This is a genomic window from Streptomyces daliensis, assembly GCF_054782395.1.
The window spans coordinates 45537-59092 of record NZ_BAAGSO010000012.1 but is presented as its reverse complement, the minus strand read 5'-3'; the positions used below and the strand labels follow the sequence as shown (position 1 = coordinate 59092).

Annotated in this window: 13 protein-coding genes; all 13 read right to left on the bottom strand. The window is 71.6% G+C overall.

Annotation, left to right across the window (positions count from 1 at the left end):
* Positions 1-154 precede the first annotated feature (154 nt).
* The gene (locus ACYVOO_RS03650; protein ID WP_461014190.1) at positions 155-1144 is read right to left on the bottom strand and encodes an NADP-dependent oxidoreductase; all 990 of its coding nucleotides are present in this window, start codon (positions 1142-1144) and stop codon (positions 155-157) included.
* A gap of 164 nt (positions 1145-1308) precedes the next feature.
* On the bottom strand, positions 1309-2100 hold the full coding sequence (locus ACYVOO_RS03645; RefSeq protein WP_461014189.1) for an HAD family hydrolase: 792 nt from the start codon (positions 2098-2100) through the stop codon (positions 1309-1311).
* A complete protein-coding gene (locus tag ACYVOO_RS03640; protein WP_461014188.1) occupies positions 2093-2383 on the bottom strand; it encodes an acyl carrier protein in 291 nt (96 codons plus the stop codon). The genes ACYVOO_RS03645 and ACYVOO_RS03640 overlap by 8 nt, the downstream gene beginning before the upstream one ends.
* 68 nt (positions 2384-2451) lie before the next feature.
* On the bottom strand, positions 2452-3465 hold the full coding sequence (locus ACYVOO_RS03635; RefSeq protein WP_461014187.1) for a beta-ketoacyl-ACP synthase III: 1014 nt from the start codon (positions 3463-3465) through the stop codon (positions 2452-2454).
* 87 nt (positions 3466-3552) lie between these two features.
* Positions 3553-4548: an AvrD family protein gene (locus ACYVOO_RS03630; protein WP_461014186.1), complete on the bottom strand. Its 996-nt coding sequence runs from the start codon at positions 4546-4548 to the stop codon at positions 3553-3555.
* Positions 4549-4688: 140 nt separating this feature from the next.
* Positions 4689-6176, bottom strand: coding sequence for an MFS transporter (locus ACYVOO_RS03625; RefSeq protein ID WP_461014185.1), 1488 nt, complete (start codon positions 6174-6176; stop codon positions 4689-4691).
* A gap of 61 nt (positions 6177-6237) precedes the next feature.
* Complete coding sequence (locus tag ACYVOO_RS03620) at positions 6238-7035, bottom strand: ATP/GTP-binding protein (RefSeq protein ID WP_461014184.1); 798 nt, start codon at positions 7033-7035, stop codon at positions 6238-6240.
* A gap of 67 nt (positions 7036-7102) precedes the next feature.
* Positions 7103-7765, bottom strand: a complete 663-nt coding sequence (locus tag ACYVOO_RS03615; protein WP_461014183.1) for an AAA family ATPase — start codon at positions 7763-7765, stop codon at positions 7103-7105.
* A gap of 229 nt (positions 7766-7994) precedes the next feature.
* Positions 7995-9152 (bottom strand): LLM class flavin-dependent oxidoreductase, encoded by a 1158-nt coding sequence (locus tag ACYVOO_RS03610; RefSeq protein ID WP_453346562.1) that lies wholly within the window; start codon positions 9150-9152, stop codon positions 7995-7997.
* A 132-nt stretch (positions 9153-9284) separates the two neighbouring features.
* Positions 9285-10388, bottom strand: coding sequence for a Gfo/Idh/MocA family protein (locus tag ACYVOO_RS03605; RefSeq protein ID WP_461014182.1), 1104 nt, complete (start codon positions 10386-10388; stop codon positions 9285-9287).
* Positions 10389-10474: 86 nt separating this feature from the next.
* Positions 10475-11062, bottom strand: coding sequence for a flavin reductase family protein (locus ACYVOO_RS03600; RefSeq protein WP_461014181.1), 588 nt, complete (start codon positions 11060-11062; stop codon positions 10475-10477).
* Between the two features lie 184 nt (positions 11063-11246).
* On the bottom strand, positions 11247-12113 hold the full coding sequence (locus ACYVOO_RS03595; protein WP_461014180.1) for an MBL fold metallo-hydrolase: 867 nt from the start codon (positions 12111-12113) through the stop codon (positions 11247-11249).
* A 62-nt stretch (positions 12114-12175) separates the two neighbouring features.
* Positions 12176-13054: a helix-turn-helix transcriptional regulator gene (locus tag ACYVOO_RS03590; protein WP_461014179.1), complete on the bottom strand. Its 879-nt coding sequence runs from the start codon at positions 13052-13054 to the stop codon at positions 12176-12178.
* Between the last annotated feature and the right edge of the window lie 502 nt (positions 13055-13556).

Genomic DNA, 13556 nt, shown 5'->3' with positions numbered 1-13556 from the left:
CGGGCCCCTCGGAAAAGTTCACGGCGCCGCCCGTGCGCGCCCCGCCCCCGTGCGCGCCCACGCCCCGCCGTCGTGCGCGCACACGCAAAAGGCCCCCACCGGCGAACCGGCGGAGGCCTCGGCGTCGTACCCCGGGTGCGGGACACGGATCGCCTCACAGGGACGGGGACTCCCACTCCCGGTCGCCGAAGGCGATGAGCTGACGCCCCCGCACCCCGCCCCCCGCGAGCCGCCAGTGCGCCTCGCAGACCCGCTCGGGCGGGAGCACGGAGGCCGTACGGACGGTCAGCGTCCCCTCCGCTGCCAGCGCCGCCAGCTCGGCGAGCGCGTCGGTCTTGCCGGGGTAGGCGAGGACGTTCGCCTCGTGCTGGGTGATGCCGCGCTCCAGGGCGAGGCGGCCGGGGCGGCAGGTGACGATCTGGCCGCCGTCGCGGACGGCGCCCAGGATGGGGTCGCCGACCACGGCCGCGTCGACCACCGCGTCCACGCCCTCGGGCACGGCCCGGCGGTAGCGGTCGGCGAGGTCGGCCGACTCGCCGTTGCCCGGCTGCACTTCGCGGGGCACGAGGATCTCCGCGCCGAGCTGCTTGAGCAGCCGCTCGTCCTGCGCGGTGGCCTCGGCGGCGACCCGCAGCCCCCGGTGCACGGCGAGCTGGATCACGAAGCCGCCCAGCGCGCCAGCGCCGCCCGTCACGGCGAGCGTGGATCCGGCGGGCAGCCGCAGCAGGCCGAGCGCCTGGTGTGCGGTGAGGGAGTTCATGGGCAGCCCGGCCGCCGCGACGAGGTCCAGGCCGCGCGGCACGAGCGTGGTGTCCTCGGCGGCGACGACGACGTACTCGGCCTGTGCGCCCCCCTGCGGCCTGAACGGGTTGACGAACGCCATGACCTGGTCGCCGAGCGCGAACAGGGTGTCGGCGCCCGTCGCGTCGACGGTTCCGGAGACGTCCATCCCCGGCACGTACGGGGGGTCGAACTCGGCGACGTACGGGGCCAGTTGCCCGGACCTGAGCATCAGGTCGGTCGGGTTGACGGCGGCGGCGGTGACGCGCACGCGCAGCTCGCCGGGCCCCGGGTCGGGGATGGCGCGATCGACGACTTCGAGCACTTCGGGGTCGCCGAATTCCAGAATTCCGACTGCGCGCATGCCGAGGGGTCCTTCCTGTGCGGAGAAAGCTGACTGGCGGGGGAGCCAGTCGCGGGGGTGGCGGGCCGCCGGGGTGGTGGTCGGCCAGGGTGATGGGCAAGTGGGTGCGGGGCGGGGCGGAACCGGGCTGCCATGGCCCGGCCCCGCCCCGCACCGGCCCGTGATCAGGCCGGGAGCCGCGGCACGGGCGCGGACTGGGGGGCGGCCAAGGGTGCGGACAGGGGCGCTGACAGGGGCGCGGGCGCCGGCAACTGGCGCCAGCCCCGCCACCGCGCCCGTTCCCGCAGCTCGGCGTCGCCGCCCACGAGCACGCCGCGCCCCGTCAGCTCCAGCAGCGGCAGATCCGAGGAGTGGTCGCCGTACGACGTCGAGGCCGTCAGGTCGACGCCCCGTGCCCGCGCCCAGGCGCGGGCCGCGTCCGCCTTGGCCCGGCCGATCATCGGGGTGTGGACCCGGCCCGAGTACCGGCCGCCGACGATTTCCGGCTCCGTGGCCAGCACCGCGTCCACGCGAAGGTGCCGGGCGAGCGGCGCGAGCGCCGCGGGAAAGGACCCCGATACGAGAACGACAGGCTCCTCCGCCGCCTGGTGCTCGCACAGGGCGGCGACGGCGGGCCCGTGCAGGAACCCGCCGTGCGCCAGTTCGCCGCTGAACCACTCGGCCGCCAGCTCCGCCACGTAGGACGCGTCGAGCCCCGCGTAGCTGGCGAAGTACGCGCGGTTCGTCTCCGTGCGCGGCACGCCTCCCGACGTCATCGCGCGCAGCCGCTGCCGCTCGTGCCGGTACGCGTGCGCGGGACGGCCCTCGGCCGCGAACCGGTACTCCAGGAAGCGGAACAGGGTGGTGCCGGTGGTGAGCGTCCCGTCGACGTCGAAGAACGCCGCCCCGCGCCCCGCCCCGCGCGCCGACAGGCCCGCCGAAGGGCCCGCCGAGGGCCCCGGGGTCGGCTCAGCCATGGGGCCGTGCGCCCTTCCCGGCGAGCAGCGCCGCGGTACGGGTGACGTCGGCGGCGTCCAGGATCTCGTCGTCGGTGACCTCGACCCCGTACTCCTTCGTCAGGTGCACGGCGAGTTCCAGGAGCACGAGGGAGTCGAACTCCATGTCCTCGTACGGGGTCTCCGCCGTGGACCCCTCGGGCGCCTCGAACTTGCCGCGTACGGTGGCCAGCACCTCCTCGGTCAGCTCCCGCGTGACGGTGTCGGCCTGGGTGGCGGTCTGGGTGTGGGTCTGGATGCTCATGGTGTCCTTCCTTGGTTTTCTGGGACGGGGCGACGGGGCGACGGGCCGACGACCGACGGCCGGGGCCTTCAGGCCGGGACGATGTCCGGCCAGGTCAGCGCGGCGGAGCCCCAGGTCAGCCCGCCGCCGAAGGCGGTGAGCAGCAGCCGCTCGCCGGGGACGAGGCGGCCGTCGGCCGCGGCGTCGGCCAGCGCGAGGGGTATGGAGGCCGCCGACGTGTTGCCGACCTGGTCGAGGTTGACCACCGCGCGCTCGGCCGGGACGCCCAGTTGTTCCGCGACGGCCCGCAGGATGCGCGAGTTGGCCTGGTGCCCGACCAGGTGCCCGACGCTGTCGGTGCTCCAGCCGAGCCGGTCCAGCAGCGACTGCGAGGACTCGGTCATGCGCTGCACCGCCGACAGGAACACCTCGCGTCCCCGCATGGTGAAGAACTCGTCGCCGGGGGCCGGTGCCGTGCCCTGGGAGCGCTGGCGCGAGCCGCCCGCCGGGATGCAGATCAGGTCCTTCTGCTGGCCGTCGGAGCCGAGGTCGAAGCCCTGGAACGCGCCCGTCTGGCCCTCTTCCCCGGCCGTCAGCACGGCAGCGCCCGCGCCGTCCCCGAAGATCACGGAGGTGGTGCGGTCCTGCGGGTTGAGGATCGTCGAGTACGTCTCAGCGCCGATGACGAGCACGCTGCGCGCGCGTCCGGCCAGGATCGCGTTCGACGCGGTGTCCAGTGCGTAGAGGAACCCGGAGCACACCGCGCTGATGTCGAAGGCGCCGGGCGCGCCGAGCCCGAGGCGGGCCGCGACGTCGGGAGCGGTGGCCGGGCAGGGGTGGTCGGGGGTGGTGGTGGCCAGGACGACCAGGTCGACGGCGCCGGGTTCCGGGACGAGCCCGGCGGACTTCAGCGCGCGGTGACCGGCCTCCACGGCCAGGTCGCTGGTGGAGATGCCGGGGTCCGCCCAGCGACGGGTGCGGATACCGGTCCTGCTGGTGATCCACTCATCTGTGGTGTCAAAGCGGTCCGCGAGTTCTTCGTTGCTGACGCGGCGCGGCGGCAGGTAGGCACCGAGTCCGGTGAGTACCGCTGGCTGGGGCATGACGTCTCGCCTCCTGAGAAGAGCCGTGAAGAGAGCGAAGGGGGGCCGAGGGCCCGGAAAGCCGTCGGAGCGGCCGGGAGAGGGCCGTCAGACGGCGGGTACGGCGGGCAGCAGATGCGCGACGGAGCAGGTCAGGCGCAGGCCCGCGTACGTGCTGACCACGTCGGCGCTGCGCCAGGTGCCCTGCGCGCTCTCCAGCAGCGTCGGCTCGCTCAGGGCCACCTCGAACCGGCCGTCGCCGCCTGCATCGCCCTCACCCGCCGCGCCCGCACCCTCAGCCGCCGGGCCGATGACGGTGCGGCGCATCCAGAGCGTGTTGCTGTCCGCCCTGGCCACGCCGTCGAGCGAGTACAGCAGCACCTGGGCCAACTGGAGCGCGGAGACGAAGAGATCGACCATGGTCGGCTCCCCGCCCGGCGCGGACGAGGGGGCCGGGACGGTCGGGAGCGCGAGGTCGGCGCGTGCCAGGCAGGCGGACGTGTCGATCTCGACGTCGGTCAGGAACTGGCCCCGCTCCCGGTGCGGGACGCCGAACGGCGCGTCGTTCCACACGCCGGGAAGCTCGGCCGCCGAGGCGTAACTGCCGTCGCCCGGCCAGGAGTTCCACACCGGACGGCCGGTTCCCACGGCCGCCTCGATCCGTACCGTCAGCAGACCGATCCGGCACTCCATGGTCACGACGTTGTCGTCGGCCGGGCCCTCCACCACTCGGCCGGAGACCGCGAACGTGTCGAGGTCGTCCTCCTGCGGCTTGCGTCCGGCCTTGATGACGCACGAGCGGACCGCGAACGGCGTGCCGGGCCCGAGCCGCCCCGCGTGCGCCGCGTACAGGCCGGTCAACTGCGCGCCGAGCAGCATGACGTCGATGGTGGACAGGTGGGGGCGCTGCGTGGTCTCGCCCTTGCGGGACCAGGAGCCGGGTATCTCCAGACCGGCCGTCGCGGTGATCGTGCCGTCCTCGACGGCGATGTCGGTCAGCGCGTGGTGCACGCGCTTGAAGCCCTCCCCGAAGAAGCGCCCTTCGCGTGCTCCGAGGAAATCGTCGACAGTTCTCAGGGTGACAAGAGGTAGTGCGGTGGACATAGAGTTTCCTTCGTAGGCAGCGGTCACCCTTCGGGGTGCGGCTGTTGAACGACGGCGGCGATGCCCGGGACCCTCCGCAAAAGTGGACCGGGTGTCGCCGACGTCCGGCTTTCAGGCGCCCATCAGGAGGCACGCGCCTCTCAAGAGGTGCGCCCGGCCTGTACCGGCTCCGCCGTGCCCGGCGAGGGCTCGACGAGGGCGGGCTCGACGTGGTCGTCGGCGTCGGCCCCGGCAGCGGCCCGCTTGTTCAGGTTGAGCACCACCAGGAACGTCAGCGCGATGCCCACGGCGATCGCCCACGTCGCGGTGATGACGCCGTCCGTCAACTGGGCCGGGTCCTTCGCACCGCCGCCGCCGTTCATCGACTCGGCGATGGCGATCAGCACGGCGAGACCCACGGCGCCGCCGATCTGCTGGCCCGTCGTGGCGATGCCGGAGCCGATGCCCTGGTCCTCTGCGGCCACACCGGTCGTCGCGGCGGCGAACATGGTCGTGAAGACGATGCCCTGGCCGAGCGAGAGCAGGAAGAGCGACGGCGCGAGGACCGCGTAGGAGACGTCCTGCGTCAGCGTCAGCGCGAGCGCGACGGTGCCGACGACACCCATGGTGAGACCGATGAACAGGGTGTTGCGGACGCCGAACTTGGTGGCCCACTTGCCGCCGACGATCGTGCCGATCAGCACGCTGCCGGACGGGACGACGAACGCGAAGCCGGTGGTCCAGGCGCTGTACTCCTGCACGACCTGCCAGAACTGGGTGAGGAAGTAGGCCAGCGCACCGAAGGTGGCCATGAACAGGAAGGTGATGCCGGCGCCCGTGGACAGATTGCGGTTGCGGAACAGCCGCAGCGGCACCATCGGGGCCTTCGACTTGCTCTCGATGAGCAGGAACAGCAGCAGCATCACGACGGCCACGCCGAGCGCGCCCAGCACCTGGCCCGAACCCCAGCCCGCCTCGGGGCCCTGCACCAGGGCGAAGACGAACAGGGTGGAGGCGAGGGTGCCGGTGACGGCGCCCGGCAGGTCGAAGGCACCGGAGGTCTCGGCGCGGTCGCCCGGCAGCAGCGACATCGCGGCGATCATGCCCGCGCCCGCCAGGATGACGTTGACGTAGAAGACCGAGGGCCAGCCGAACGCGTCGGTCAGCAGACCGCCGAGGATGGAACCGAGGACCATGCCGGAGCCGCCGGCGCCGCCCCACACGGACAGGGCGCGGTTGCGCTCCTTGCCCTCGGCGAACAGCGTGGTGACGAGGGAGAGCGTGGCGGGCGCGAGGAACGCGCCGCCGAGGCCCTGCACCGCGCGGGCCGCCATCAGCAGCCACGGCTCCTGGGCGAGACCGCCCGCGAGCGAGGAGGCCGCGTAGAGGAACAGGCCGAAGATGAACATCCGCTTGCGGCCGAACAGGTCGGTCGCGCGCCCGCCCAGCAGCAGGAAGCCGCCGAAGGCGACCGCGTAGGCGGACACCACCCACTGGAGGTTCTGCGCGCTGAAGCCGAGGTGCTCGCCGATTTCGGGGAGGGAGACGAAGACGATGTTGTAGTCGATGGCGATGATCATCTGAGCGAAGGCGAGCAGCGCGAGCACTGCTCCCAGATGACGCGGCCTCGCGGTCACGTTGCTGGACACGACGATGTCCTTTCCTGGACGGGTCCTTGGACGGGTTTCGTACGGGGGTGGGGAGAGGGGGTCAGTAGCGCATCGCGTAGGCGATGCGGCGCGGGAGCGACTTCTGGCGCTGCGCCTCGTGGAAGCGGGCGTCGGCCTTCAGGTCCTCGATGTCGGCCTCGACGCGGCGCTGCGCCTCCGCGATGGCCTCCTCGATCGGGACGACCACGGGCAGGTCGAACATCTTCACGATCTTCTCGATGCGGTCCGGGATCGGGCCGCCGACGACGCGGTAGGGAATGTCCATCCGGTCCAGCGCCTCGATCAGCAGGTCGTCGGAGAGGCGGCGGAACTTCTCGGAGACGGGACGGTGGCCGTCGGGCTCCATGTCGAACTCGACGGGCAGGTGGACGTACGCGTCGTAGACGCGCTTGGCGCGGGCGCGGGTGATGTCGCCGAGGGTGTCGGTGTAGCGCTGGTAGAAGTGCTTCACGGGCAGGCCGACGACCTTCTTGATGCCCTTGAACCACCAGTCGGCGCCCGGGTTGATCCCGACGCGCATGCGGGCCTCGAAATAGACCCACTCGTGGAAGACGCCGCCGTCGGAGATGAACGCGTCACCGCTGGACTCGTTGTGCACCCGCTCCTCGAAACGCCGCAGACCGAGCTTCACCAGCTCCATCGCGTTCAGCTCCATGACGGTCTTCCCCGGCACGAGGTCGACGAGCAGTTCGCGTGAGGTCTTGGCGTGGGTACGGGGAATTCCGGTCGCGATGGAAAGGGCCTCGGTGGTGGTCGACTTTCCCGTCGAATAGGTGCCGGAGATAGCGAGTTTGAGCTTGGGATTGTCCTTGAAACTGGGTACTTCGAGTGTGCTCACAGGAATGTCGCCTTCACAGGAGAAAGCCCGGCGGGCTTGCTTGGTGGAATGTTGGTGGAACGGCTGATTACTTGGAGTCGGGCGCCGTGGTGAGGCGGACGGCTTCTTCGACGTCCATGACCGCTGTCTCCGCGAGCCCGAGGTGCCCGACGGCCTGCTTCAGGCGGTCGGCGAGGTCTCCGGTGACCGTGTGGACCGGCACGCCCGTCGCCGCCAGCGCGGGCAGCAGCAGGGCGTCGGAAAGGCGGCGGAAGTTCTCGTTGATGGGCCGGTTGTCCGGGGCGAGTTCGAACTCGACGGGCACGTGGACGAACGCGTCGTACGCGGTGCGGGCGTGGTGCTTCATCAGCAGGCCGATATCGTCGACCGCCGCTTCCAGCACCGCGGTCCCGGTGCTCCGGTGCCGGTCGTCCAGGGGGACGTCGGTCCCCGGGTAGGAACCGGCCACCAGCCGCAGCTTCGCGTACGTCCACTCGTGCACGACGGAGCCGTCGGAGACGAACCCTTCCGGATGTGCCGCCTCACCGAGCAGCCGCTCGGCGTAGCGGTTCACGGTCAACTGCATGAGCTGGCCGTCGGTCCAGTTGTGGACGCTGTGCCCCTCGCCGCCGATCGGCTCCCGCATCGGGGAGCCGTGGGTGCGCGGCAGGCCGGTCAGATGGGAGAGCGCCGTGGAGAGAGTGGTCTTCCCCGACCCGTAGGCGCCGACTACTGCTATTCGCTTGCTCACGGATCCAGATTCACACTGAAACCAAGTATGTACCAGTGGCCATTAATGGTATTGCCAGGAACAACAGGAACGCACTTCTGGAGTTGACAATTCCGTGACGCGTGACGCGGAACGGTGCGTTGTGGAACCGTGCGTTGCGGAACGGAGAAGTCAACTCCAGAAGTCGCCTTCAGGGATGCCCCGTCAGGGGCGCGCCTTCAGGGGCGCGTGTTCGTCATGCCGGACGTCTTCAGCTCGCGGTGCCGCCCACGCCGTTGAGGCGGTTGCGCAGCGCCTCGGTGTGCGGGAAGACGGCCCGGTTCTCCACGCTCCACCGGATCGAGTCGAGGCCGCGCTCGGCCGACCCGTTGAAGCGCGGGGCCACCTCGCTCGCCAGCAGCTCGAAGCTCCGCTTGACCTTGTCGAACGAGGCCCAGTTGACGACGTAGGTGAGGAACGTGCCGAACCCGCCGGTCGTCTCCTGGAGCCGCTGGATCGCCTCGACGGCGTCCTCGACCGAACCGATGATCGCCCGCCCCTGCTCGACGGTCGTCTCCAGCTCCCGCGACTCCGGCACCCCTTCGAGCCCTGCCGCGACATCCGCGCCGACCGACTCGCCCCAGTAGCCGTGCAGCCACTTGCCGAAGCCCGCGCGCGCGTCGCGGTACGCCTCCTCGCGGGTCTCCGCGATGTGCAGCGGTACGGCGATGCGCCAGTTGCGACGGTCCACGGTCTGCCCGTGCTCCTCGGCGGACTCCTCCGCGTACCGCCACTGCTGCGCGAGGTCGGTCGACGGCCAGCCGGGGGGCGCCGCGCCGAAGGAGAGCAGGCCGATCCCGTACTTGCCCGCGATCTGCGGGCTGTTGGGCGTGCCGACGCTGGAGATCGCCATCTCGATGCCGGGCCTGCTGTAGCGCGGCAACTGCATCTTGGCGTCCTGGAGCGTGTACCAGTCCGTCTTCTCGGAGATCCGCTCCTCGCCGTTGACCAGCTCCAGGATCGTCGGCACCGCCTCGCGGGCCATGCGCTTCAGCTCGCCCGCGTCGAGACCGAGCATGTGCGCGTCGTTGGGCGTGGCGCCGGGCCCTACGCCCAGGATGTAGCGGCCACGGGTGAGGTGGTCCAGCATGATCGCCCTGGTGGCGACGTGGAACGGGTGGTGGAACGGCAGCGTCACGACACCGTTGGCGAGCTTGATCTGACGGGTGCGCTCGGCGGCGGCGGCGATCAGGGTCTCGGGGGCGCCGATCGTCGGCCAGGACAGCGAGTGGTGCTCGCCGAACCAGCACTCGTCGAAGTTCAGCTCGTCGAGGTGCTCCACGAGCTGGAGGTCGCGCCGGATGGTCAGATGCGGGTCCTGGCCGGGGGCGTGGAGGGGGGAGAGAAAGGCTCCGAAGCCGGTGTGCATGGGGGCTCCTCAGATGGTTCGGACAGGTGGAAAACAGGGGTTTTCGGGCATGGCAGGGCAGGGTGAGCCCTTGCGTGAGCCATGTGTGAGTGGTGTGGCGTAGGGGGGAAGGGCGAGCTGACGGGGGAGGGGTCAGGCCTGGGTGCCGGTGCGGGCCGCCGTCTCGATGCGGTCCAGGAGGCGGTGGTGCGCGGCGGCGTGCGCGAAGTCCGGTACGTGGTGGGTGCCTTCGGCGAGGTCGGCGCGCAACTGGACGTACGCGTTGGCGACGACACCGGCGGGCCCCTCCAGGCCCGGCGCCAGCTCGTAGCTCTCCGGCACCGTGAGCGGACGGGGCTCCGTCTCCTCGCCGCGGCTGCCGCGCAGCTCGACCTGCCCGAACTGGAGGTGCCCGGATCCGCCCGTCACCACGAGGTCGCCCTCGGTGCCGTTGATCTCCCACAGGAAGTTCGTGCCGCGCGACGAGCCGCCCCGGTAGTGCAGGGAGGCCACGGCGCCGCCCGCCAGTCGCCCCGTCACGGCGATCTGGTCCTCGGCCGTCATGGGCAGCGTCGCGCCGGTCTCGGCGACGCGGACCTCGGTGCGGCGGGTGGCGGTGGTCGCGGTGAGCGAGTCGAAGCCGGAGAGCACCATGGTCAGCGCGTCGAGGGTGTGACCGAAGGGGACGGTGAGCATGGTGGCGCCGTTGGCGCGGTCGGCCACGTAGGCGGACCGCTCCTGGACGGCCGGGCCCCAGCCGCCGCCCGAGCCGACGAGCGTGGTGGACAGCACCTCGCCCACATAGCCGTCGGCGACGAGGTCCCGCAGATAGCGGACGACGGGCGCGGAGCGCGCCTGGAGGCCGACGGCCGTCCGGGTGCCTGACTCGGCGGCCAGCGCCGCGAGTTCCTCCGCCTCCGCGAGACCGTTGCCGAGCGGCCACTCGCTCAGCACGGTCTTGCCCGCCTGGAGCAGCGGAAGGATCAGCTCCCGGTGGCGGGGCACGCGCACGGTGACGACCACGACGTCGACGTCGTCCCGCGCCGCGAGTTCACCCGCGTCCGTCCCGGCCGCCGACTCGGGCAGCCCGAACGCGGCAGCGGCCTTGCGCGCCGACTCCGGCGTGGACGCCGTCAGCGCGCGCAGCTCGTAGCCCCCGGCGGCGGAGAGCGCGGGCAGATGCCCCCGCGCGCCCCAGCCGCCGTCCGCGCTGAGTCCGACGATCCCCACACCGAGCGGGGCAGCGTTGTGCGCCACGAATCTTCCTTTCGAACGAGATGAGCGAGATGAGCGAGACGAGCGGGCCGCGCGAGACGAGTGGGCGGCTGTGCGCCGCACGGTGATCAGAGCTGGGCGTAGCGCCCGTAGAGGCCGCGGAAGAAGACAAGGGGGGAGTCCTCTTCGGAGGCGTCCAGGTCGTGTACGCGGGCGAGCACGACGGTGTGGTCCCCGGCCGGGATCTCCTCCTCGACGGAGCACTCGATCCAGCCGATGGAGCCGTCGAGCACGGGAGCGCCGCCCGGCGACGGCGTCCACGGCACGCCGCTGAACTTCTCCGCGCCGCTCGTCGCGAAGCGCGTGCTGAGCATGCGCTGGCCCTCGCCGAGGATGTTGACGCAGAAGCGGTCAGCCGACCGTACGTCGGGCCAGCTCGTGCTGGTCCTGGCCGCGCAGAACAGGACGAGCGGCGGTTCCAGGGAGACCGAGGTGAACGAGTTGACCGCGAGCCCGACCGGGGCGCCGTCGCTCGCGCGCCGCGCTGTCACGGCCACCACTCCGGTGGTGAACCGTCCGGCGATGGACCGGAAGCGGCGTGCGGCGACCGGGGTGGCCGCGGACGCCGGGGTGGCCGTCGGGGTCGCCGCGGATGCCGGGGCCGCCGGAGCCGCCTCGGAAGTCTGGGACGTCGGGGAGGTAACCGTCGAGGACATGTCTCCAGACTCGGGGCGCCCCGCACCCCCTGCCAGTGCGCAGACAACATATTGGTCGCGCCAACAGACGCACCGCGAAATCGCCCCGGAACACGGGAATAGGCCCGGGAACCGCCCGTAGAACGGCGGCGCCCCGGCCGCCGACGTACGGCGGCCGGGACACGGGGCACGGGAACGTGGCGTCTCAGACGGTGAGCGGCTCCCAGCGCGGACGCGAACCGTCGGCCCCCGTGGCCTCGGCTCCTGTGGCCTCGGGACCCGCGCCGGAAAGGGCCAGCCGCCCGAAGACCGCACCGGCGAAGTGGCCCGCGTACCCGATCGTGCCCGGCCTGGACAGCTCCGCGACGATCCGTTCGCGGCTGCGCACCGCCTGCGCGGGGTGGACGTCGGAGAACGCGTTCCACGACAGGTCGGCGAGCTGGAGGGGGGAGTGGAGCACGTCCCCGACGACAACGGCACGCGCGCTCCCCGGCCCGCCCGGGGCCGAGGACGCCTCCGTCTCGCCGATCACGTACGAGAGGTGCCCCGGCGTGTGCCCCGGCGTGGCGAGCACCCGCACCCCCGGGAAGATCTCCTCGCCGTCCGACGCCGCGACGGCGCGCCCCGCGACCGCTCGCGGCTCCGCGCGCCACTCCTCGGCCGACGCGACGAACCGTGCGTGGCCGAGACCGGGATCGGTGGCCCAGCCGACGTGATCGTCGTGCAGATGCGTGAAGGCCACACAGCTCACCGACGCGAAGGTGTGCCCCACGGCGGCCAGGCTGGCCGGAAGCGCGCCGCCCTCGATCCGGCCGAGGGGCGGAATGGTGCGGTCGGCGGGGATACGGGCCGGGCCGAAGCCGGTGTCGATCAGCATCGCCTCGTCCCCGTACTCCACCAGCAGGGCGCCCACCGAGCCGACGAGGCAGCCGTCGGCGTCGAGGTGGCTTCCCTTGTCGGCCCAGAAGGCGTCAGGCGACGCGGGATACCAGGCGCGCGGGTACAACTGCACGTATCCGTCCGGCAGATACGTCAGCCGGTGTGCCCCTGCCGTCACGCCGGACGGCCTCATGGACGCCAGGCTGCCGACGTTCCCGGTACCGGTGCCGGACCCTGCCCCGGTTCCGAGCCCGCTCATCGTGTCTCGCCGAGCGGATCGACGGCGTTCATGCCCTGCGACAGCGTGACGTGCGAGAGCCGCCGGAGCGCCGCCTCCGTGCCGGTGCCCGGCGTGGGCAGGAAGACCGTCATCCGCATGGCGATGCGACGGGTGAAGTCCAGCGTGGCGCGGGTGAAGTGCAGTTCACCGACGTCGCGGTGGCGCAGGACCTCCGGGCCGCAGGAGTCCTCCACGACCTCGTGCCGGTCCCACAGCTCGGCGAAGTACGCGCTCTCCGCCATGAGTTCGGCGGCCAAGGCCGGGATCGCGGGCTCGTCGAGATGGTGCGCGGCGTGGCTGCGGAACCGGGCGACGAGCGTCGGCGCGGTCTCCTTCCAGCTCGGGAACGCCGCGCGCATATGCGGGCTGGTGAAGAACTCCCGCAGCACGTTGTAGGGACGGCCTTCGGCGTCCTGCTGCGCCGAGTCGATGCCGAGGAGCGCCTGTGCCGCCGCGTTCGCGACCACGATGTTCCACGCGTGGTCGGCGATGTAGGCGGGGTTGGGCCACCAGTTGTCCACGAACGGGCGCATCGCCTCGGCCTCGGGCTGCGCGACCGGCGGATGCGGAACGGCCTGGACGCCCGCCAGTTGACGCATATAGAGGCGCTGGTTCTCGCTGAGCTGGAGCACGCGGGCGATGGAGTCCAGCACCTCACCCGAGACGTTCTCGGCCCGGCCCTGTTCGATCCACGTGTACCAGGAGACGCCGACCCCGGCGAGCAGGGCGACTTCCTCCCTGCGCAGCCCCGGAGTGCGGCGCTTTCCCGCGTCGGGAAGCCCGACCTGGCTGGGAGCGACCTCGGCCCGGCGCGTCATCAAGAATCGGCCCAGATCGACCAACTGCGGAGACACAGCCCTGCGGGCTGAAGCAGTGTTCCCCATATCGGTTCGAGTCCCTTCTGTTCATCGCGGAGCAGAGGGGTGGTCAGGTTTCGTGCAGCTCCCCCGTGCCGCCGTACCTCTCAAACAAACATACTCGTCTGTTTATTGCGGTATGGCTACGTGATTTTGAACAGCAGGGTCCAGATCGGACATCGGGCGCCGTCGGCGGACGTGCGGGACTCCGGCCCAACTGGGGCTCCTGTCAGGGCATTTCATCCCGACGAGTTCCCCCGGATGCCCTCCGCGCGGCCCTCGGAACACCTACTCTCCGCCCCAACAATTTCTTGTTCCGCATCCTGAACGGAAACCGCCCGACTGGTATGTGAGGCGTTGGCTCCGCATGTGTACGGCTCGGGCTGAGTCGGGGCGGATGGGGTGAGGGCTCGCGTCGGCGCCGTCGCGGCTGGTCGCCCCGACCAGCTCCCACTGATCACCCACGACGCGGGCCTGACGACCTGACAGCTCAGCTCAC

Coding starts and splice junctions, on each gene's coding strand:
- ACYVOO_RS03650 (WP_461014190.1), bottom strand. CDS start 1,144: ATGCGCGCAGTCGGAATTCTGGAATTCGGCGACCCCGAAGTGCTCGAA.
- ACYVOO_RS03645 (WP_461014189.1), bottom strand. CDS start 2,100: ATGGCTGAGCCGACCCCGGGGCCCTCGGCGGGCCCTTCGGCGGGCCTG.
- ACYVOO_RS03640 (WP_461014188.1), bottom strand. CDS start 2,383: ATGAGCATCCAGACCCACACCCAGACCGCCACCCAGGCCGACACCGTC.
- ACYVOO_RS03635 (WP_461014187.1), bottom strand. CDS start 3,465: ATGCCCCAGCCAGCGGTACTCACCGGACTCGGTGCCTACCTGCCGCCG.
- ACYVOO_RS03630 (WP_461014186.1), bottom strand. CDS start 4,548: ATGTCCACCGCACTACCTCTTGTCACCCTGAGAACTGTCGACGATTTC.
- ACYVOO_RS03610 (WP_453346562.1), bottom strand. CDS start 9,152: ATGCACACCGGCTTCGGAGCCTTTCTCTCCCCCCTCCACGCCCCCGGC.
- ACYVOO_RS03600 (WP_461014181.1), bottom strand. CDS start 11,062: ATGTCCTCGACGGTTACCTCCCCGACGTCCCAGACTTCCGAGGCGGCT.
- ACYVOO_RS03595 (WP_461014180.1), bottom strand. CDS start 12,113: ATGAGGCCGTCCGGCGTGACGGCAGGGGCACACCGGCTGACGTATCTG.